The sequence below is a fragment of the Echinicola strongylocentroti genome, from assembly GCF_003260975.1.
Taxonomy (GTDB): Bacteria; Bacteroidota; Bacteroidia; order Cytophagales; family Cyclobacteriaceae; genus Echinicola; species Echinicola strongylocentroti.
Genome location: NZ_CP030041.1, coordinates 2873155 through 2894744, shown reverse-complemented (window position 1 = coordinate 2894744; position 21590 = coordinate 2873155). Strand labels below are relative to the sequence as shown.

Sequence of the window (21590 nt, the reverse complement as noted above, 5' to 3'; positions counted from 1 at the left end):
AATTCATATCAGTTAATATTCCATTCTGGTGCTGTTGGTAATGTTTCTTTCTTTATTACAAGTCTATAGGTGGTCAACGGATTCAATTTTGCTCTCAGTCTATCAAGACCACTCTTTTTGTTTGATAGTTCCAATATGGCTCCCAATAGTGCTGTTGCTCGTGGTGGGTATTTCAATGCATACCGGATTATTTTTGTTTGATCATTTTCAGATAGCTTGCTTATTTCGTTTTTCAGTAACGCAATGGCGGATTTCTTGTCCAGGTCGGGAATGGTTTTGAAGTCTTTTAGCGCATCCAAAATTTCCAGTAGGTAGTAGTTTTCATTGGATACATCCACATAGCTTTTAACTGGTTTGACTTGTGTTTTCCCGATTTTGGTGGTTACCCGTTTAACTTTGCTGGCTACCTTGATGGTTTTGGGTACCTGCGTGGTTAAGCCCATTCGATTGTATAATGATCCTCCGGTAATGTATGCAATGCGTTTTCCATCCTGAAAGAGATATGGTTTAAGCAGTTCTTCTTCCCGTGGTCTGAGTTCACCAAATGCAGACTGTTTAGGTTTATAGAATACTCCGGTAGACACTCTTTTGATCATTCCTTTCTTAATCAATCGCTCAATCGTTTTCGTAGCAGCACTGTACTCAGACTGATCAATACCCAACTGTTGATACTTGAAGGTAATTCCTTCCTGCATCCTGTTGATCTTGCGTTGTATTTTCTCTGCCACCTTCATTGATTGATAAGACATTGCTTAACGGAAGCAAAGATAAGAAAGTGTAGTGATTTGTCAAGTATATTGCGCAAAATACTTGACATTATAGATTCGGGTTCTAAAAAGGGATTAGCCACTTGTTTTAATGTTTGCCAACGGTTTGGATATGAGCAGTGTCCCGAAGGGCATTGCTTATAGTTGTTGTGTGTGCCCAGCACGGGCAACTGGTATCGAAGATACCAAATATTCCAGAGGGTGAAAGTCCCTTACAGGTGAGTTGGTAAAGTCTGTTAGCAAGCCGCAAGCTGGTTGTCGTGAGGCATACAGTGAAGGGAGTGGGACTGCAAAATCCTGTACTATCGAACAGAAGCTGCATACAGAGGCCATAGTAGTCAACAGGACTTGAGCTTCGTAAAACCGAAGAGTTCTCACGTGTTGATGAAGGGCCGAACGTATTGTTAAGTGAAAACCTGGCCATCCGTCAGGCCGGTTCGATAAGAAGCCTTAGTGTAGCCTTATCTTAGAAGTAAGGGGATATTGGTGTAAAGAGCGGCATTCCTATGCTTTACGAACCGCCGTATACAGCCTGTACCGATTGACTATCGGTAAGACCCGTACGTACGGTGGTACTTCGACAAGCTCAGCAGAGCTGTGAGAGCCTCAACCTGAGCTAATTGGATCAGGTTGGGCTACTCGACTGGCAAACGTATTTTTTGATTATCATTGCCGAACAATGTCCGCCAAATCCAAAACTGTTGCTTAAAGCATAATCAATCTTTTTCAATGATTTCTTTCTTAATGTTAGGTTTAATTCCTTCGAAATATTTTCATCAATTTCGGTGGTATTGATTGTTGGTGGTATCAAATCTGTTTTTACGGATAAACAAGTCGATATTGCTTCTATAGCACCTGTTCCGCCTAGTAAATGTCCAGTCATAGATTTAGACGCACTAATTTGTACCTTGTCAATACTTGATTTAAACAGTCTTTCGATAGCTTTAATTTCAGATAAATCTCCTAAACCAGTTGATGTTGCGTGTGCATTTATATAATCAATTTCATTTGATGTTATTTGAGCTTCTTTGATTCCGATTTCCATTGTTAAATATGCTCCAAGTCCTTCGGGATGCGTTCCGGTTATATGATAAGCATCCGAACTTTCTCCACCACCAACGATTTCGGCATAAATTTTCGCATTTCTTTTCAATGCCGAATCAAGACTTTCTACTATTAAAGCTCCTGCACCTTCTCCAACAACAAAACCATCTCTATTTGTATCAAATGGTTTTGAAGCGGAACTGAAATTTTCATTGTTGGTGGACATTGCTTTCATAGCATTAAATCCTCCAATTGATGATTCTGTTATTGGTGCTTCTGAACCACCAGCGATAATAATATCTGCTTTTCCTAACCTGATATAATTAAAGGATTGAATAATGCTTTGAGTTGATGAAGCACAAGCGGTAACAGGGCAGTAATTTACACCTCTTAAGCCGTGATTAATTGAAATTATACCAGACAAACCATTGGATATTATCTTTGGTATAAAAAACGGATTAAAACCAGGGTTTAAATTCCTATTTGTATAATCAATTATTTCCTTTTCAAAGGTTTCAAAGCCACCAATGCCACTTGAAAAAATTACACCAATTCTATTTGTGTCTAATTTTGAAAAATCGAGATTAGCATCTTTAATGGCTTCTTCTGCTGAAATTAGCCCATATTGACTAAACCTATCAAGTTTTCTAGCTTCTTTACGGTCAAAATAATCTAAAGCGTCATACTCTTTTATTTCACAAGCGAATTGAGTCTTGAATTTGCTTGCATCAAAACGTGTTATTTTATTTGCACCCGAAATTCCTTTCAATAGATTTTCCCAATACTGTTTTACATTTTTTCCAATAGGTGTAATTGCTCCTAGCCCTGTTATTACTACTCTTTTCATATATATTTTTTTACCATATACCTTACGGTATATGAATGATTAAATTTTTTTACTCCTGTTTTAATTGTAGAATTTCTGTTTCTAGATGTTCTATGTTATTTAATAAAATCTCTGGTTTGTTCAATGTTTTTGCCAATAAAATGCTACCCTCAATTATAGCAATCATTCGATACGAAAATAGGTCGATGTCTATTTCTTTGAGTTCATTTTTTTTAACTCCTTCAATTAATATTGATACTATTTTTTTATGCCAGTTATGAATTGTTTTTAGTACTTCTTCTTTTAATAATTCATTTCCATCATCAGCATCAACCGCAGTATTTAGAATTGCACAACCTCCATTATTAAAAATTGGTTTAAATGATGATTTATAATGATTTAGAAAGGCAATTAATTTATTTGCTGAATTATCTTCTTTTTCAATTTTGTTAATTATTTGATGCGTCTGAAATTTATAATTGAATTTAAAAGCTTCTAAAGCGACTTCGTTTTTATCTTTGAAATTGCCATAAATACTGCCTTTTGTCAATCCAGTAGCATTGGTCAAATCGGACAAATAAGTTCCTGTATATCCCTTTTTATTGAATATAGAAGCTGTCTTTTCAATTATTAATTGCCTAGTTTTCTCTGACCTTACCATTTTACAAATATACTCTACGGTATATAGTTTTCCAAATTTCTGTATTTATTTTGTTTTTTCTATGATTTTACTTAGTTGCTTGATGTGTTGGCTAACGGTTTGTGTATGGTGCGTATCCCGAAGGGTATGCACTATACTGTCTGCTAGGCTTTAGGTGGGGTGCTTTTCCAGTATAACTTCCCTACATATAAATACATCCACAGTTTCCTAGCTTTGGTCCATATCCAAATCATAAAACACTGATTTAATTTGGTTTATATTATAAACTACTTTATGTTAGTGTGTTCTTTAACAACAAGTACTATCAATATGAAAACGTGGGATTCAGGCTCAGCGGTAAAGCGCTCATCATTTAAGGGAAGGGGCACCAATCAGATAGCCTCGCTTTCAATGCGGTGGCCATCATGACATTCGATGAGCAAGACCAATCCTGCAAGATGCGCTCTTGGCCTGCAATGGCACCCAAGTTTGGATATGGATTTAACCCGGAATATGCATTAGCCTATCTACGCCACGGCGCACAGGTATTGCGATCTGAAATTGCTTTAAAATCAGCCGCTTCGCTTTAGTTTTCGGTGTCACCGTAGCGGTGCTACGCTCACACCTCCAAACCAACTGATTTTTCTTGCTCTTTCAGCTCTTCCTGATAGCCATCGGGACAGGCTATGACGATTCCAAATACATAAACCGAGTTTAACTAAAAAATAAAACCGATGGAAAAAACAAGACAATGGAACGAGAAGGAAAGCATCCAGCTGATCCGCTCAATGATGGAATCTACCAAATACCAGATTTATCAAGACCGCTTTTTATATTTTATGTGGGGGTACCTCACATTGGGATGTGCAGTGGCTCATTATGTATTGGCGTTTGTCGTGCAGTACCCACAAGCTTATCAGATATGGACACTGATGGCATTGGGCGGTGTGGCTCATTTCGTCTATCTGGCCAAGAAGAAAAAGCGGCGCAAAGCAAGTACCTACATGGGGCGAGTGATGGCAGGTATATGGGGAGGCATGGGAATTGCCCTTGTTCTTGTACTTTTTAGGGCCTTTGTCATTGGTTGGGATGTCGTATACCCTATCTTTATGATTTTGTACGGAACAGCTTCCTATGCTACTGCGGTGTCTTTGAAGTACAGGGTGTTGATGGTCGGTGGGATTGTCAGTTCGGTTTGCGGCTTTATTGCCTTCACACAACCATTTCAATACCAACTCATTCTGCTTATGGTGGCCGTTTTGACCAGTTATATTATCCCAGCTCACCTAATGAAGCCAAAATCCCCAGTAAACAATGTTTAAAACATTAAATCCCATTCTCCACAGCCAATTGAGGCTGGCCGTCGTTTCATTGTTGATGTCAGTAGAGGATGCAGAATTTAATTATATCAAAGAAAAAACCGGGGCCACTTCAGGCAATCTTTCCATCCAGATCGGCAAACTTAAAACCGCAGGCTATATAGAGGTGGATAAATCATTTCGGGACAATTTTCCCCTTACCACCTGCAGAATTACCAAAAAAGGAGTCCGAGCCTTCGAAGAATACGTCCAAACCTTAGAGGTTTATCTTCAGGTGAAGAAAAAATAAAGGGCAATATTGGCAGTTCCCACATTTCTCCTTGTTGTTCCGACAGCTGTGCTGAGGCACTATGAGTAGTGGGTTTCTAACTCAATACCATATCGTTGGTAGCTACTACTATTCTTTGCTGATAGCTGTCACTTCCAAATAATACACCGTACTTCCAGCAGGCATGGCTGGAGGCACATCGGTGTACTTCCAATAGCGACCACGAAAGGTGACTTCTAGCGCCTCTTCAGTAGTCTCGGGCAATGGAAAATCAGTCGGAATATGGCAAACAACTCCCACATCCACCATATCAATCGTTTCTGGATAATGGTAATTGATAGCGTAGTTTTCTGAATCTTCCATTCGATATAATCTTCCTTCCCTGTTTTCTACCTCTTGGACAAACTCCGTGGCTTCTGCACATTTGGAATCCGGATATTCAGGAGTTGCCGATTGGCATGACCATAATAGTAAAACAACGATAAACATTCCAAGCATTCTACTCATAGCAATAAAGGCTTTAGGTTGATCAAAGGATTATTGTAGAGGAAGTAATAATGCGGTGTTCGTCGCACTTGATTTATGCATCAGCTCTCCAGCCGCTTCCGCCAATAACCCGTTTTGAAATAGATAAAAGCGACGATGGCAGAGACCCAGTTGGAGATGGGGAATGCCCAGTAGATTCCTTCGTGGCCCAAAGAAGTATGGTAAGCCAGGTAATATCCCACTGGAAAACGGATAATCCACAGGTTCAGGAAAGAGATAAACATGGACGCTTTGGTAAATCCTGCTCCATTAAAGGTGCCATTGACCACCTGCTGGACGCCGAGGAAGCCAAAGCTAGGCCCCATGATCTTTATAAAAAGGGCACCGTCAGCAATCACATTGGGCTCATTGGGAACAAAAAACCGCACCAAATCCTCGGCAAACAGAAACAGCAATATGCCAATGCCCGTTAGCCCAAAAAAGGCAACTTTTATGCTGAGCAGGCCTGTTTTTTCTGCTCTTTTGAGTTTTCGCGCCCCCACATTCTGTCCCACAAGGGTAGTCGTGGCAATGGCCAATCCCAATGCTGGCACGATTACAAAACTCAGCATTCTGGCGCCCACTCCATATGCAGCGACCGTTTCACTTCCAAAGCTAGTGACCAGCATGACCATCATGATCATTCCCAAAGCCCTGGCGGATTGCTCCATACTGGAAGGAAAACCAAGCTGGAACAGTTTTTTGGCCCATGGAGGATCCCATTTCATTTCGGAAAAATGGATTTGAATGCCGTGTTTCCCTCTCCACATGATGTAGATGCCTGCGATGGCCGAGAGCCCTTGGGTAATGACACTGGCCACGGCTGCACCCGCTACTCCAAATCCCGGCACTGGCCCAAACCCGTAAATAAAAAGTGGGTCAAGCACCAAGTTGAGCAATACGGTGACCAATACCACATAAACGGGTAGTTTGACATTGCCGATCCCACGCATAAGGGACTGGAAGACAAAGAACATGAAGAGAAAGACAAAGCCCAATGAAGATACTTTGAAATAATCAACCGAATCGGAGTAGATTTCCGGGCCTGCCCCAATCACCTTCATCAAGGGTCCAGCAGCAAAATAACCCACGATAGCCAGTAAAACCGAGATAGAAAACACCACAAATACCGTCTGGGAAGAGGCGGAATTGACCATTTTTTGGTTATTGGCTCCCTTGTGCTGAGAGACGAGCACCGTACCGGCCAGCGTAAGCCCGGCCCCGACCGATAAGATCAGAAAGAGAATAGGAAAACTCACACTCACCGCAGCCACCGCATTGGCCCCCAATCTTCCCAGCCAAAAAGTATCAATCAGCTGATAGGCAGTTTGAAGGACATTGGCCAAAATGATCGGGAAGGCGAGGCTGACAAGTGCAGATATTAACTTCCCTTCTGTGTATTTTTTCTCTTTCGGTGCTTGCATAAAAACAGTTGGTCAAAGATAATTAATCATAAAGAAATAGCACCTGGAAAGGGAAGTTTTGTCAAGGCAAACGCGTTTAGTGTTTTGAAGGGGAACAATTTTCGTGTAGGCATAGCTATCATCCGTTCCGATGGCACTCCTTCGGAAGGTTGAGGAGAGCTTAAGCTCCTGCGGATGAATCCGCAGGTTACAAGATTTATCGTGCCGCTGGCACTTTGCCCCGATTTGTACATTGGAAACCGCAGTAGCCTAGAGTCAAGTCAACGCTTAAATGACGGGTAAGGCGGTAGTGGATTTTGGACGAGATCAAGGCACAAAAAACGCCCCTAGCCGTAGCTAAGGAAGTCTTTTTGCAACGTAGAGATAGGCCAAAAGACACACCGGATTACACGTAGGTTTAGGTTTGGCTTGACACTAGATTACCGAATGGCGGGATGGGCTGAAAGAATGATTAGTTGATTTGGTTGAGGTTAAACCCTGAATATGCGTTAGCAACTGAGCATCCTGCCTCATCCGCCTTTGGCGGAGGGGCATATAGAAGGTGCAGGTGACAACAAAAAATGATTACACACAAAAGTGTAAGTTCCGTAGGAACGACAGATATAAATGCAAATAGGAACATTTTTTTAAATGCGTTTGCTCTGGAAGTTTTGTCATTTTAAACGCAACTGACTGACTGGCCTTTTGTACTTGGAACTAGGATCAGTCATCCTTGATGGCACTATTGGCATGCATAAACCGGGTTAATTCATTTATTGCCAAGGGCATTCAGCAGGGATGTCCAAAAAACTTTGAGAAATTAAACCTTCTCTTTTTTAATAAAAGGGGTGAATGAGTACCTTCGTGGTTCGGAAAGGCAATAAAAATAAATAACTATATGGAAATTAACGGTAAAATCATTCAGATCATGCCTGAGCAATCTGGCAATGGAAAAAATGGGACATGGAGAAAGCAGGATTTTATTCTTGAGACAGAAGGGCAATATCCCAAAAAAGTTTGCCTAACCGTCTGGGGAGATAAAATTGACCAGTTTGGGATGCAGCAAGGTGACACTGTCAAAGCGGGAATAGAGATCGAAAGCCGTGAGTATAACAGCAGATGGTACACCGACGTAAAGGTATGGAGAGTGGATAAGCAAGGTGGAGCACCAGCTGGCGGCCAAGGAGCGGCAGGTTCTCCTGAGGTAAGCACCTTCAATGACGAAAGTGGAGAAGATATTTTGCCATTCTGATAGAGGCAAAACTATCAAAAAGACTATATTTAAGGGCTGTATCGAGATTTCGGTACAGCCCTTTTTACTAGTAAAATAGCTTAACAATAAATCTGGAGTTTATGTGGAATGATTTTGATGATGACGATGATCAATGGGATGATGGAGACGAGGAAGATTTCAGAAGAGAACAAGACCGCATCAGGAAGCACCCACTCATGCAGAAGGCCAACGACATCCTTCACCTTACCGAAGCGCTGGTAGGTGTCTTGGATGAAGGGGCCAAAGAAATGTACGGTACATATATGCTAGAAGATGCCACTGTCATATGCGGAAAATTTGCAGGTGCCGAAGGGGTGGACGATTATATCCTAAAAATGGAAAATGCCGTTTTTATGAAAGTGCATGCCCGCCATCTAAATTCAATGACCTATTCGGTGGCCATGGTGGACAATCATTCGGAAGAACACCTTCAGCTACTCCGCGATGCCATTAACGACTTCAAGTCACTATTTGTGGACTGGGTAAAGGGCTTCGATCCTTCCTGCAAATTTGACGACGGCTGGGGCTTGTTTTGAACGGTATTCCCTACCTACTTAATCAATAATTGAAAAACGTGGGCGGGGAAGAACGAAAGACCATTGGGGAAATGATCATTGGCCCTTTTTCAGAAAAAGGGCCTACTTTGTGTAGCGCTATCCCCATCAAGCCATATTCGACTGATAGATTATCAGGTGGTTATCGAGGGTTTTGTATTTTGCTGTTTAGAGAATCCTTAAAATATCATAGCGTCCGGCCCGTTCTTACCTTGGTCATGAGTCAGTTTTCATCAATGGGTTTTTCCATAGTAATATCCCAAGTAAGCCCCTCCTACGATCATTACAAGAGCGATCCCAAGTAAGAGCAAAAGCACGCCGAAGGGCATTTCCCAGTCTTCTGATCCGATACGAAATCGAATATTCTTTTTTAAATCAAACATGTCAGTAAAGTTATGGTTTACTTTACGATTTCAAAACTGCCTTGCTTACCGTAACTGCATTCAATTGTACGAAAGCTTATGCCCGCCAACGATCCGATATTGACTTCTGAGCTGATCAAGATCATGAAGATCTTTGGTCTTGTGTCCGTAGGAATAGTGTTGATCCTGTCTTTTTTTAACGACTACCGGGCAGATAATTCCGCTTCTAAAGGCCCCAATCATATCACAGATTCCAATCTGTTATATTTTAAAAATGTGAGAAAACCTTATTATGATATCGATAAAAATAAGGAGTCAAAACTGGAAATATATCGTTTAAGGAAGCGTTTTAAGAATAAAAATTTGATATTTGTTAATCCCTCTATTATTATAAGCCGTATAAGGAATAAAGCCTACATCTTTATAGAACCTTCTGAAAGGCTGGAAAATGAAGCCCAAGTGGAGGTGAGATGGATAGTGGATAAAGAAATAAGGGATACTGTAAGTTTTCGCCAAGGAGATCGCAGGAGTCACTATCGTTTCGTCAAAAAAATCTGGCCTTTAATAGATGGCAAGACTAAATTCCAAGTAAAGGTGGCTCAAGAATGGCTCCCAATTCTGGACACAGAAGAGGGACAAGAGGCTTTTTTAACGACCGCTGAAGATTACTTTCGGTTGATAGAGTAGACCCAAAATATCGTGAAAATGGACGTAAGAAAAATTGATAACTTATGGAGGTTCCTATCCATCAAGAATAACTTGCCTGTTAAATTAGAGCTGGATCATCATGTGAGCTATAAATTCATAAGGGGAAACATCCAGGTCACCCATCAGTTCAATCCAAAGTTATGGCAATCCTCCATGCTTCATATATCCGAAAAGCTGTTTCAGGAAAAGTCCGTTCAGCATCGTTATCACCACAAAAAGAAGCAATTTGGCATTCATTATGACATGACCTCTACCCATGTCCAGATTTTTTTTCCAAGAGAATTACTTCAGCTGAAGAACCAATATGAATTGGACATCCAAAAGGACAGACATGGCAATTACCAAATCAGCCTGAGCCCTTTTGTGCCCAAAAATATCTACCAGATTTTAGATTGTGTCAATTTCGTTTGTAAAGAGATGTGGAAGAAGAATTTTTTCTCAGAGGGAATTAGAAATTAAACCCGAAATCAATGCCGTTTAGTTAAAGGTATTTATCCTTTTTATGTATTTAAGCCCCCCTTTTTTGATTGACTGTGGCCGCAGAAACCTGATCATCTTGGTGGATTTTATCCTTTTCCTTTTTTCCATTGATGAAAAAAGAAAGAAAAAAATCTAGGCCTGTGGTATGCCTTTTAAAATGGGACATACATTTCCCATGCGACGACGATCCCTCCCCCATTTTAATTTTCATCCGGTAGCTACGGCCTAAAAGAGAGTGGGTCTCGCTGTTCCACGACGCGAGCCAACTCCCTTTTCTAACGGCCTCCACCACCTACTGAAAAACAGGCATGCCAAGGGCCGTCTTAAGGAAACGATACCATTTTTTGGCTCAGGGGAGCTTATAGTTCTGGCTCAACTTGGTTATTTAAGAAAATAGGCCACTGCATGGAATAATCATGATAATTTATCCAAAAGAGACTCTTTATAGCATAAAACAGACTTATTAACTGATTCCGCCTTGCAGGTATTGGGCGTTAAGAAATTAAAAAGCGAGCGGGCAATAAGGCAGGCTTGTCTATCAGTCTTTTACACCCTTGACCTAGCGGCTATGGTTTAGCTGCCAGGTAGAACCGAAAACTAAAGCAAAGCAATTTCTTGTCGCAATAGATAGGCTAATGCATATTTTCATCTAACTTCCGAAGATTTGTATGTCGTTGGATTTGGTATGGCTTCAGCATATTGATTACCGAATTTTCCCTAATGTACCCTATGTTCCTAATGTGGTTAAATAAGTTAGCTGATTTACGTCACTATTTGCCGATGTCTTGTAGTGCGGGTTAAAATTATCTTCCCAAGTAATGCACGAGACGAAGGATCAGTGAGATGATGATGCTGGAAGGTTTCAAGCTCCTTGACTCCTGTGGACAGTCGACAGCTGACCGACGACACCGCTTACTTCTATCCTACTGATAAAATCCTGATATCCTTCCGGGGCTTACTCTTCTTTCTTCTTGAAAAAGACCTGACGGATCCATCTAGGAAGGAAGATCGCCCCCAAGAGCAAATAAGGATAATAAGAGAACATTCTCCATAGGATACTTCCCACAAAGGTGTAGTTGGTCAGGAATTCATAGAAGAACTGTGCAAAGAAAAACTCTGCTGTACCGCTGCTGCCAGGGGTAGGGGAAATCATCATGACGATCCACATGATGATCTGCCTCGCAAAGACCAAAATATGTTCCGTAAAACTCAAGTCTACATAAGCCGTCATCAGGGCATTGAGCATCAGGTAGCGGGAAGACCAGATAAAAATGGTGGCTACGGCGATGGTGATCCAATATTTGGCTTTTTTGCCTTGTAGCTCCTTGCTGGATTCGATGATCTGGTCGCCATACTCGCTGGCATTGTACTTCCATTTGCGTATCCATCGGATGCTAAAGATTTTTAATAGCACCCACTTAAAGACCCTTGGCCGATAAAATAATGCCGCCGCCATGATCAAGGAATACAGCGCATATAAGGAATAGCTCACCCAAAAGATGTAATTCAGGCTCTTGCCCAATCTCAGCTCCAGGACGTGACTGTCCGGGAAAATACTTCCCTGTGCAAAAAACAACACCAAAGGAGCGCCAATGACGAAGAACAAATTGTCCAATATAGCGGTCACCATCACAAAGGCAATGGCCTTTCCCAGCTTGATGCCTTCCTTGTGGAGGATAAACACGGCCACAGCTGTACCCCCTACGATCGATGGTGTCACTGCTGAAGCAAACTCCCAAAGGATGATCACATAAATGGCCCTGGTCCAGCTAAGGTGCTTATCCGTGATCTCCCTGATCCGATAGACATAGCCTGCATCACGCAGAAATATCACCAAAATAGCCAATAAGATGGATGGCCACGAGGCATCGAAGACACTCCGAAGGTTTTCTCGTGTAATGGAGGGGTCGGAGTAGAACATCACAAAGACAATACCTATCCCGAATAGCACAGGAATCCAGACTTTGTTCGGATTAAGCGTCTTGAAAATCTCTTTGTTGTCTAACTTCATAAAATTTACGCTGCTGGGATTTCCTCTATTTTTTCTACCCAAAAATTGTTAAAGCCCTCTCCCAGCTTGATCGTAACCAAGGAAAGCTGAAGGAGCTCCAAAATCGCCAAAAAAGTGTAGATTACAAATATCTTGTCCGGCTTGTACTCGATAAACTCTGTAAAAGGCATCCTTTTTTTGAAACTGATCTTATCCAGTACAAAATTCTTTTGCTGATCAATGGTGTAGGGATATTGCACCACTGTGTGCTTAGTCTCATCAGTTCTGGCGGCGTATCGAGCCATTACCCGTTGAAAAACCTTGAGGATTTTGTACAGGTCCAAGTCTTGGATTTCACTTTCTACATCATCTGACTTGCTGAGCTCTTTAAGCTCCGAAGCGATATTGCCCCTTTTTTCTTTGGTCATTCGGGCAGCCTCCATCTCGGTGAGCTCCCCGATGACGGATTTGTACTTCTTATACTCCAGCAGGTGCCTGATGAGCTCCTCTCTGGGATCGATCTCCTCTCCATTTTCATCCAGCTCCGGTCTGGGGATCAGTAGTTTGGACTTGATTTTCATCAATGTGGCCGCAACGAGGATAAATTCACTGGCCACTTCGATTTCCATTTGTTCCAGGTGTTTGAGGTAATCCAGGAAATCATGGGTGATTTTGGAAATGGGAATATCATATATATCCAGCTCATCCCGCTCAATAAAGAACAGAAGCAAATCGAACGGCCCCTCAAAAAGCGGTAATTTGATCTCGAAACTCACTGGATACTATTAAATTTCTCTTAATTTTGCGATCAGATTGAATATCAAAGATATTACATAAATACAAAATTCAATATGAGACGGTTCAAAATCAGCAAGAAAACTTGCAGATAAGAAGTTTGGCTAAATTTTGGCTATATTAAAACAATCATTTACCGTCACAGTTATTAGTACAGAAGGGATATAGACCGCAATGTTAATAGAACCAGGAAAATTACTTGCCCAGATCAACTCTCCTGCTGACCTCAAGCAGTTCAGAAAGGATCAGCTTGTTCAGATTTGTGAAGAGTTGCGTCAATACATTATTGACAGCGTCTCCGTGTATGGAGGTCATTTTGGGGCAAGTCTGGGTGTTGTGGAACTGACCGTGGCATTGCACTATGTGCTCAATACCCCTTCTGACCAGCTTATCTGGGATGTGGGCCACCAAGCTTATGGCCATAAGATCCTGACCGGAAGAAGAGAAACTTTCCATACCAATAGACTTTACAAAGGGATTTCAGGTTTTCCTAAGAGGAAGGAAAGCGAATACGATGCCTTCGGGGTGGGCCATTCAAGCACATCCATTTCTGCAGCCTTGGGAATGGCCATGGCGTCCAAATATAAAGGCGATGAGCTCAAGCAGCACGTGGCCGTTATTGGCGATGGATCAATGACAGGCGGAATGGCTTTTGAGGCCATGAACCACGCCGGTGTATCGGATACCAATATGATCATTGTCCTTAATGACAATTGTATGTCTATCGATCCCAATGTGGGAGCACTCAGGGATTACCTGACAGACATCACCACTTCGCAAACCTATAATAGGTTCAAGGATGACTTATGGCGGATTTTGGGCAAGTTCAGCAAATTCGGATCCAGTGCCCAAGAAGTCATTTCCAAAGTAGAGGGAGCTGTTAAGTCAGCCCTTTTGCACCAAAGCAATTTGTTCGAATCGCTCAACCTGCGCTACTTTGGTCCAGTGGACGGCCATGATGTCAATCACTTAGTAGAAGTGATGAATGACCTCAAGAAAATCCCAGGCCCTAAGATTTTGCATTGCCTGACGGTAAAAGGGAAAGGCTACGACCTGGCCGAAAAAGACCAAACCAAATGGCATGCTCCCGGGAAATTTGACAAGATCACAGGAGAAATAGCCAAGAAAGTATACGATACCCCTCAGCCTCCCAAATACCAAGATGTCTTTGGGCATACCATCGTAGAACTAGCCGAGGAAAATGATAGCATCATGGGGGTCACCCCTGCCATGCCTTCTGGCTCTTCTATGAACATCATGATGAAAGCCATGCCAGACCGGGCTTTTGATGTGGGCATCGCCGAGCAGCATGCCGTGACATTTTCAGCAGGTCTCGCCACGCAGGGCATGAAACCCTTCTGCAATATCTACAGCACTTTTATGCAACGTGCCTATGACCAAGTGGTACATGATGTCTGCTTGCAGAATTTGCCCGTTGTTTTTTGTCTGGACAGAGCAGGATTTGCCGGTGCCGATGGCCCTACACATCACGGTGCATATGATTTGGCCTTTTTCAGGTGTGTTCCCAACTTGGTAGTGGCCGCGCCGATGAACGAAGAAGAGCTTCGAAATATGATGTATTCTGCATCGATCTATGAAGGGCCGTATTCGATCCGCTATCCACGTGGACAAGGTGTGATGCCTGACTGGAGGAAGCCTATGCGGGAAATCACCACAGGGCAAGGGCGCATTGTAAAAGAAGGTGAAGATGTAGCCATCCTTACCATCGGTCATATTGGAAATTATGCAGTGGAAGCATGTGATAAACTGACCAAGGAAGGACTTGACCCAGCTCACTATGACATGCGATTTGTGAAGCCGTTGGATGAAGAAATGCTGCATGAAGTGTTTGGCAAATTCAAGAAAGTCATCACCGTGGAAGACGGTTGTCTCATGGGAGGTTTTGGTAGTGCTGTACTGGAATGGATGATGGACAATGACTATCAAGCACAAGTCAAGCGACTGGGAATTCCAGATGAGGTGGTCGAACACGGCACTCAACTGGAACTGCATAAGGAATGTGGTATGGATTCGGAGGGAATTGTAGCAGCGGTGAAAAAAATGACCGAGGCCATTTCTGCCAATCATTGATTGAATTTTTTCATTATCCAGTTTTATGCTTATAAAGTAATCTGACCAGTCATTTATGGTGGATAATCGGTCACGGAAGAGGGGCGACAGACTACAGTCGTTATAGCATTTGGTCACTGGCACGATTACTCATACTCAAATTTCTTAATGCCACCAGTAATCACAGAGATTGTAAACAGGTTCTCACAGAAACCACCAAAATCCCAGAAAAGCCATATTTCATTCCGGGTATCCTGTGCGTTCTGTGAGAAATAAAACTTACCGGTAAAAAGCGTATAGTAAAATTAAATTTTTCATATCAATAGAATAGTCTTATATCATATCTAGTGTTCGGGAAAGAAAGCATTGACGGCTATAATTTGCTCAGCCAGATAAGCCTTCCTTTGACTATAGAAATCGCTGTCTGCCGCCAGGTAGAGAGCATGGAGAAGCCACCTCGACCCAAAAAGAAAGATTCCTCCAGTCCGCTATCGCTGCGTTCGCAGTGAGGCATTGATGCCAGTTGTATAATCCAACTCAGATCTGTAGAACCTAGGTTCTCAATTGGCAGTTACCTACTTTATCCTTAACTTCATTTTTATGACCGCTACCATCGAATACACCGACCAAGGGCATGGAAAGCCCGTGATTTTTATCCATGGTTTCTGTGAGACCAAGGAGATGTGGGGAAAATTTATCGAGGCTTTTTCCGGTGAATACCGGGTACTGTGTCCTGATCTGCCCGGTTTTGGGGATTCCCGTTGGTATGAAGAAACGATCTCTATGGAGCAGGCTGCACAAATGCTACAAGACTGGATCCATGATTTAGCATTGGAAAAGCCAGTGGTCATTGGACATTCCCTTGGCGGATATGTGGCCTTGGCCATGGCAGAATTGATGGGTGATGAGCTTGGAGGCCTGGGGCTTTTTCATTCTACGGCCTTTGCAGATGATGAGGAAAAAATCGGGGTCCGAAACCGTACCCTTACCTTTGTAAAGAAGCATGGCGTTAAGGTTTTTGTCGACTCCTTTGTTCCTCCGCTGTTTACAGCAGCACACCGCGAATCCATGAAAGGCACCATCCAGGAAGTTGTCCAAATCGCCCGCAGAACCACCAATGAAGGATTGGTGTCCTTTACCAAAGCTATGCGGGACAGGAAAGACAGGATGGATGTGCTCCGTGATTTTAGTGGCAAAAAGCTGATGATTGCCGGAGTGCTTGACGGTGCAGTAAAAATAGACGACAGCAGAAAACATCAGGTCTATGTGGATGCCTACCACGAACTTCCCGATGCCGGTCACATGGGGATGTTTGAGCAAGAAGCGACTACGCTGGCAATGGTAAGGGAGTTTTTGGAAATTTGATAGTGCCTATCAACGGTAGAGAGAGATGGTAAATCTCCATCGCCTAGAGGTTGCTAATGAACAAACCGGGTTTAAAAAAACTTGGATGTAAAATTTATTTATCGTAATATTGCAATATAACAATTGACAAAATGGGACTAGCTAAAACAGACATCTTTTCATCCGAGCAAAATGCCATTGCTGCTTATGCTAAAGTATTTGGGCATCCAGCTAGGGTAGCCATTCTCCAGCATTTGTTCAAAATCAATACCTGTGTTTGTGGCGACTTGGTGCTTGAGATAGGCTTGGCACAGGCCACGATCTCGCAACACCTCAAAGAACTCAAACACCTTGGCTTGATCAAAGGAAGTGTGGAAGGAACAAGTGTCTGCTATTGTATCCATAAGGAAAACTGGCTCAAGATGAAGGAGGTTATGATGCCTTTTATGGATCAAGATATTACTAGTTTGGATTGTTGTTAAAAAAAAATTACCTTGTTTTATCGTAATATCGCAATAAACTAATGAATCTATGAGACTATCAGAAGTAAAATCAGCATTGAACAGTTTGGAGAGAATAGGCTTTCAACTTCCAGACGGGAGTTTGGTTCCGGGCCATTTTCACGTCACCGAGGTAGGGAAAGTCACCAAACACTTTATCGATTGTGGCGGCACTGTCCGAAATGAGGAGGTTGTTAATTTCCAACTTTGGAATGCGGATGATTACGACCATCGACTGCACCCCGAAAAGTTAGTGCATATTATTGAACTCTCTGAGAAAACCCTAGGACTTCCAGATGCGGAAATAGAAGTAGAGTACCAAGGAGAAACAATCGGAAAATTCGGACTGGACTTTGACGGTACCAATTTTATCTTGACTACCAAGGAAACTGACTGCCTGGCCAAAGATCAGTGCGGAATTCCTGCTGAAAAACCAAAGGTGGAAGTTTCTTCAAGCCAGTTTGGAGCGTGTACTCCTGGTGGAAACTGTTGTTAATATCCAATAACTAAGATCATGGAAAAAACGCTATTTAATAACTTGTCAGCCACTATAGATGCGGTAAGCAGCGACCAAATTTCAGATGACCGTAAGTTGACGCTACAGCCATTGGTAGATTATCTTCAGGCCAAGGTAGACCGAAACGAACCTGTCCTACTGAATTTTATATGCACCCATAATTCCAGAAGGAGCCATTTGGCCCAAGTGTGGGCACAGTGCATGGCCTATTACTGGGGGATAGGTCAGGTGAGAAGTTTCTCTGGAGGTACGGAGGCGACAGCCTTATTTCCCAAGGTTGCTGAGACGTTGTCCCATCAGGGATTTAATGTAGTAAAGCTCCAAGAAGAAGGGAAAAATCCTGTTTACAGTATAAAATACGCAAGCAATGCACATCCGGTGATTGGGTTTTCCAAAAAATGGGATGATGGGTTTAATCCCGATTCAGGTTTTGCAGCGATAATGACCTGCTCCCAAGCGGACGAGGGTTGCCCTTTTATTGCTGGCGCTGAGCAACGGATCCCCGTTACCTATGATGACCCCAAAGCTTTTGATGGCACACCGCAACAGTCAGAAAAGTACTTGGAAAGAAGCCATCAGATCGCTTCAGAAATGTACTATGTATTTTCGAAAATCAACAAACCATCATGACAGCGAGTAAAAAATTAAGTTTTCTTGACAAAAACCTCACCCTGTGGATATTTGTGGCCATGGCGGTGGGGGTTGGTCTAGGATACTATTTTCCTGCCATACCTATCAAAGTAGAGTCCCTAAGTCATGGCAGCACGAATATCCCCATTGCTATTGGGCTGATCCTGATGATGTATCCCCCATTGGCAAAAGTGAATTATTCATTATTGCCCAAAGTCTTCAAAAACACCAAAATCCTATCCATATCATTACTGCTCAACTGGGTGATAGGGCCAGTATTGATGTTCGTATTGGCTATCCTGTTTTTGCGGGATTATCCAGAATATATGGTAGGGTTGATCCTGATAGGCTTGGCGCGGTGTATTGCCATGGTTTTGGTCTGGAACGACCTGGCAGAGGGAAGTAGCGAGTACGGTGCTGGATTGGTGGCGCTGAACAGTATTTTCCAAGTTTTCTTTTACAGCTTTTATGCTTGGATATTTATCACTGTACTTCCTCCTTATTTCGGGTTTGATGGTGTCTTGGTGGACATTTCCATTCAGACCATAGCCGAAAGTGTGGCCATTTATCTGGGGATTCCGTTCTTAATGGGGATATTGAGCCGGTATTTTCTGATCCGGACAAAAGGTGAAGACTGGTACACTAACACGTTTATTCCTGCCATCTCTCCTATGACGCTGGTAGCATTGCTATTTACGATCGTCGTCATGTTTTCGCTAAAAGGGGAGCTGATCATGGAAATCCCTGGTGATGTGGTGATCATTGCTATTCCGTTGATGATTTATTTTACGGTGATGTTTATCATTGGCTTTTTTATCACCAAAGCCATGGGTGCCACGTATGACAAAACCGCTGCGGTGGCCTTTACGGCTGCGGGAAATAACTTTGAGCTGGCGATAGCTGTGGCGATAGCTGTTTTTGGCTTGAACTCAGGCCAGGCATTTGCAGGGGTTATTGGTCCTTTGATAGAGGTGCCGGCATTGATCCTGCTGGTTAGAGTGGCTTTCTGGTTACGTAAAAAGTATTTCTCATTTACATAAAAAAGTGATGGCACGCAGATAACACGGATTTACGCTGGATATAATCCGCGACTATCTGATCCACAAGTATTCATCTGCGTGCCATTAACTTAGGCTTAAAATTTCACGTTTACTCCCGCCATAAAATTGGTTCCGGCCATAGGGTAGTAATAATTTTCGGTTACCAGCTCCCTGTTTGCATCACCGGGAACAAAATAGCTAAAGGTGTACCCGTTGGGTTCATACATGACATCAAAGACATTGTTCACTTTCACATTAAACTCCAATGCCTTTAAGAACCTTGGCCGAAGTGTGTAAGCAAATCGGATGTCATTGGTAAAGAAGGCATCCAGCTTCCTGCCATCATTCTGCGTATTGTCCAGGTACTGGTCATCCACATACTTGGCCATCCAGCTGATCTCCATGTTTTTGATTGGATGAAAATCCACCATGGCCGAACCTACGATATTTGGGGAAAAGGCGATGTCCGTATCTTCATACGTAAATTCCTCCTGCTGGAATACTTCGCTGGAGTAATCATCCACATACTCTGTAAAGGCATCGATCTTATTGCGGCTGAAGGCGATGTTTCCGCCAAGGGTCCACTTGGGGGATAGCTTCACGGCTCCATCCAGTTCGATCCCCGCGCGATAGGAATTATCCACATTTTCCCGAATGTAAGCACCGACATCATTGATCTGCCCAGTTAGGATCAGCTGATCCTTATAGCCCATATAGTAGAAATTGGCATTATAGCTAACGTTGCCTTTTTGTGCCCTGATACCTGCTTCTATATTATGGAGCCGTTCTGGACGTGGGATTTCCGTGATGGGATTATCCGTAAAGTCACTTCTGACCGGTTCCCGATTAGCCACTGCATAGGAGGCATACCAGGTTTCGCCTTTTCCACTTTCGTAGCTGATGCCAAATTTTGGATTGAAGAAATTGTAATGCTGCGCACCGTCTACTACTCGCTGGTCGTCATTGACGCCCTCAAAGCGGTAATCAATCTGCCTAAACTGCACGTCACCAAACAAGTACAACCGATCTGCGACTTCGTAAGTGGCTTTGGCATAGATGTTACGGTCGTCTTTTACCGCATTATTGTCATAATAGCGATCGCGGATATCGGTGTCGCCAGCGACCCGGGCCCAGATGATCTCGCCAAAGTGGTCCCCATCATAACGGTTGGCACCACCACCCAAGATCAGGTCCCAGCGGCCATCGTCAGACACATAATTCACCGAAAATACTCCTCCAAAGAAGTCATTGTCCAGCCATCTTCTTCTGATAATGTCGGTACTCTCGATGGTCTCATCACCGATCACCACTGGGGCTAGGCCGTAGCTCGCAAAGTCATCCTCCTCGCGGTATTGTTCATAGTATCCTCGACCATACGTATAATGCAAGGCCGCGTGTGTCTTCCAGTTTTGACCGTACTTCCCCGTATAGATAAACTGGTAATGGTCTTGCTGGTAATTATCGGTTTCGTTGTCGTAGGTGTAGTAATTAAATGTCCGGTCGGTTTCCAGTTTGTCTTCGGGAAGGCCATACCAAGCCTGGTAGGTTTTTTCTTTGCCAGAAAATACATTGACTTTGAAGACGTGGTCATCCCCGTAATACCCTCCAGAGAGGAAATAGGATTTTAGGTCGGACGTAGCCCTGTCCACATACCCGTCGGATTTGATCTGGGAGAGGCGGGCATCCACGGCCCAGCGGTCATTCAGGAGGCCTGAACCAGCTTGGACGGTGTATTTTTGGGAGTTAAAAGAACCGAACGAGGTGGCTACCTCGCCATACGCTTCTTCCTTTTTGGTATCCGTCTGGATGTTCATGCTGGCGCCAAAAGTCGCCGCACCATTGGTGGATGTTCCTACACCACGTTGGATCTGGATATTGTCCACCGAGCTGGCAAAGTCAGGCATATTTACCCAGAAGACGCCATGGGACTCGGCATCATTCATAGGGATTCCATTTACCGTGACATTGATCCTCGTCTGGTCAGACCCTCTGATGCGCAGGCCTGTATAGCCGATGCCTGCTCCAGCATCCGAATTGGTTACTACGGATGGCGTGTAGTTCAGCAACATGGGCATGTCCTGACCGAGGTTGTTTTTGGCAAGGTCTTCCTTGGTGACGGTGGAGAACGTCGTAGGAGTAGTTTCGGAAGCCCTTGTGGCCGAAACGATAAACTCTTCTGTCAACAGTGAATTTTCCTTCAGCTTGATCTCAAGCTCAGGAGATGGGATTTCCAACGCTTTCACCTCTGCCTCATAGCCAACAAAGGAGACCTTCAGTTGGTACTGGCCATCTGGGATGTTTTTGATGGCAAAGGCTCCATTGAGATCTGCAGTACTTCCTCTGCCTGTGCCTTCAAGGAGCACGTTGGCACCGATTAATGGTTCTCCGGTGGTGGCATCTATGACCTTTCCGGTGAGTTGGTTTTGCGCGATTGCACAAACTCCGACCAGCAGCATTGCTGCTGTCAACAACATACGTTTCATAATGAAAATTGATTAAGCTTGGTTAAACATTAGAGCCATCCAGGGGTGATTG

The 21590-nt window shown here is 43.3% G+C and carries 21 protein-coding genes; 12 read left to right on the top strand and 9 right to left on the bottom strand.

Features of this window, described 5'->3' with window-relative positions; translation table 11 throughout:
* Positions 1 to 8 precede the first annotated feature (8 nt).
* The 3 genes from DN752_RS11165 to DN752_RS11155 form a co-directional block, all read right to left on the bottom strand.
* Positions 9 to 749, bottom strand: coding sequence for a DUF6088 family protein (locus DN752_RS11165; RefSeq protein ID WP_245949509.1), 741 nt, complete (start codon positions 747 to 749; stop codon positions 9 to 11).
* A 643-nt stretch (positions 750 to 1392) separates the two neighbouring features.
* The gene (gene fabF / locus DN752_RS11160) at positions 1393 to 2658 is read right to left on the bottom strand and encodes a beta-ketoacyl-ACP synthase II (protein ID WP_112784019.1); all 1266 of its coding nucleotides are present in this window, start codon (positions 2656 to 2658) and stop codon (positions 1393 to 1395) included.
* Between the two features lie 49 nt (positions 2659 to 2707).
* Complete coding sequence (locus DN752_RS11155) at positions 2708 to 3298, bottom strand: TetR/AcrR family transcriptional regulator (RefSeq protein WP_112784018.1); 591 nt, start codon at positions 3296 to 3298, stop codon at positions 2708 to 2710.
* Between the two features lie 713 nt (positions 3299 to 4011).
* On the opposite strand from DN752_RS11155, the gene DN752_RS11150 reads away from it, so the two are divergent.
* Positions 4012 to 4599 (top strand): hypothetical protein, encoded by a 588-nt coding sequence (locus DN752_RS11150; RefSeq protein ID WP_112784017.1) that lies wholly within the window; start codon positions 4012 to 4014, stop codon positions 4597 to 4599.
* On the top strand, positions 4592 to 4885 hold the full coding sequence (locus DN752_RS11145) for a winged helix-turn-helix domain-containing protein (RefSeq protein WP_112784016.1): 294 nt from the start codon (positions 4592 to 4594) through the stop codon (positions 4883 to 4885). The genes DN752_RS11150 and DN752_RS11145 overlap by 8 nt, the downstream gene beginning before the upstream one ends.
* A gap of 108 nt (positions 4886 to 4993) precedes the next feature.
* On the opposite strand, the gene DN752_RS11140 is transcribed toward DN752_RS11145, so the two are convergent.
* Both DN752_RS11140 and DN752_RS11135 read right to left on the bottom strand, forming a co-directional pair.
* Positions 4994 to 5371 (bottom strand): hypothetical protein, encoded by a 378-nt coding sequence (locus tag DN752_RS11140; RefSeq protein ID WP_162633192.1) that lies wholly within the window; start codon positions 5369 to 5371, stop codon positions 4994 to 4996.
* Between the two features lie 80 nt (positions 5372 to 5451).
* Positions 5452 to 6813: an MATE family efflux transporter gene (locus DN752_RS11135; RefSeq protein WP_112784014.1), complete on the bottom strand. Its 1362-nt coding sequence runs from the start codon at positions 6811 to 6813 to the stop codon at positions 5452 to 5454.
* 877 nt (positions 6814 to 7690) lie between these two features.
* On the opposite strand from DN752_RS11135, the gene DN752_RS11130 reads away from it, so the two are divergent.
* Both DN752_RS11130 and DN752_RS11125 read left to right on the top strand, forming a co-directional pair.
* Positions 7691 to 8044, top strand: a complete 354-nt coding sequence (locus DN752_RS11130) for a DUF3127 domain-containing protein (protein WP_112784013.1) — start codon at positions 7691 to 7693, stop codon at positions 8042 to 8044.
* Positions 8045 to 8145: 101 nt separating this feature from the next.
* The gene (locus tag DN752_RS11125; protein WP_112784012.1) at positions 8146 to 8601 is read left to right on the top strand and encodes a hypothetical protein; all 456 of its coding nucleotides are present in this window, start codon (positions 8146 to 8148) and stop codon (positions 8599 to 8601) included.
* A 251-nt stretch (positions 8602 to 8852) separates the two neighbouring features.
* Here DN752_RS11125 and DN752_RS24680 read toward each other — a convergent pair whose 3' ends face one another.
* Positions 8853 to 9002, bottom strand: coding sequence for a hypothetical protein (locus tag DN752_RS24680; RefSeq protein WP_170134448.1), 150 nt, complete (start codon positions 9000 to 9002; stop codon positions 8853 to 8855).
* 78 nt (positions 9003 to 9080) lie between these two features.
* On the opposite strand from DN752_RS24680, the gene DN752_RS11120 reads away from it, so the two are divergent.
* On the top strand, positions 9081 to 9668 hold the full coding sequence (locus DN752_RS11120; protein ID WP_112784011.1) for a hypothetical protein: 588 nt from the start codon (positions 9081 to 9083) through the stop codon (positions 9666 to 9668).
* A gap of 18 nt (positions 9669 to 9686) precedes the next feature.
* Positions 9687 to 10148, top strand: coding sequence for a hypothetical protein (locus DN752_RS11115; RefSeq protein ID WP_112784010.1), 462 nt, complete (start codon positions 9687 to 9689; stop codon positions 10146 to 10148).
* A 976-nt stretch (positions 10149 to 11124) separates the two neighbouring features.
* Here DN752_RS11115 and DN752_RS11110 read toward each other — a convergent pair.
* Entirely contained in the window at positions 11125 to 12180 is a 1056-nt protein-coding gene (locus tag DN752_RS11110; RefSeq protein WP_112784009.1) for a lysylphosphatidylglycerol synthase transmembrane domain-containing protein, read from the bottom strand.
* A gap of 5 nt (positions 12181 to 12185) precedes the next feature.
* Positions 12186 to 12935 carry a segregation and condensation protein A gene (locus tag DN752_RS11105; protein WP_112784008.1) on the bottom strand — a complete coding sequence of 250 codons (750 nt, stop codon included), beginning with the start codon at positions 12933 to 12935 and terminating at the stop codon, positions 12186 to 12188.
* Positions 12936 to 13128: 193 nt separating this feature from the next.
* On the opposite strand from DN752_RS11105, the gene dxs reads away from it, so the two are divergent.
* The 6 genes from dxs to arsB all read left to right on the top strand — a co-directional run bounded on the left by dxs (position 13129) and on the right by arsB (position 19055).
* Positions 13129 to 15045, top strand: a complete 1917-nt coding sequence (dxs, locus tag DN752_RS11100; protein WP_112784007.1) for a 1-deoxy-D-xylulose-5-phosphate synthase — start codon at positions 13129 to 13131, stop codon at positions 15043 to 15045.
* 579 nt (positions 15046 to 15624) lie between these two features.
* Positions 15625 to 16389 carry an alpha/beta fold hydrolase gene (locus DN752_RS11095; protein WP_112784006.1) on the top strand — a complete coding sequence of 255 codons (765 nt, stop codon included), beginning with the start codon at positions 15625 to 15627 and terminating at the stop codon, positions 16387 to 16389.
* 131 nt (positions 16390 to 16520) lie between these two features.
* Positions 16521 to 16850, top strand: coding sequence for an ArsR/SmtB family transcription factor (locus DN752_RS11090; RefSeq protein ID WP_112784005.1), 330 nt, complete (start codon positions 16521 to 16523; stop codon positions 16848 to 16850).
* A gap of 49 nt (positions 16851 to 16899) precedes the next feature.
* The gene (locus DN752_RS11085; protein ID WP_112784004.1) at positions 16900 to 17364 is read left to right on the top strand and encodes a DUF6428 family protein; all 465 of its coding nucleotides are present in this window, start codon (positions 16900 to 16902) and stop codon (positions 17362 to 17364) included.
* 18 nt (positions 17365 to 17382) lie between these two features.
* Positions 17383 to 18015, top strand: a complete 633-nt coding sequence (locus DN752_RS11080; RefSeq protein ID WP_112784003.1) for a low molecular weight phosphatase family protein — start codon at positions 17383 to 17385, stop codon at positions 18013 to 18015.
* On the top strand, positions 18012 to 19055 hold the full coding sequence (gene arsB / locus DN752_RS11075; RefSeq protein WP_112784002.1) for an ACR3 family arsenite efflux transporter: 1044 nt from the start codon (positions 18012 to 18014) through the stop codon (positions 19053 to 19055). The genes DN752_RS11080 and arsB overlap by 4 nt, the downstream gene beginning before the upstream one ends.
* 95 nt (positions 19056 to 19150) lie before the next feature.
* Here the strand turns inward: arsB and DN752_RS11070 are convergent, their stop codons facing one another.
* The gene (locus tag DN752_RS11070) at positions 19151 to 21538 is read right to left on the bottom strand and encodes a TonB-dependent receptor (protein WP_112784001.1); all 2388 of its coding nucleotides are present in this window, start codon (positions 21536 to 21538) and stop codon (positions 19151 to 19153) included.
* Positions 21539 to 21590: the final 52 nt, after the last annotated feature.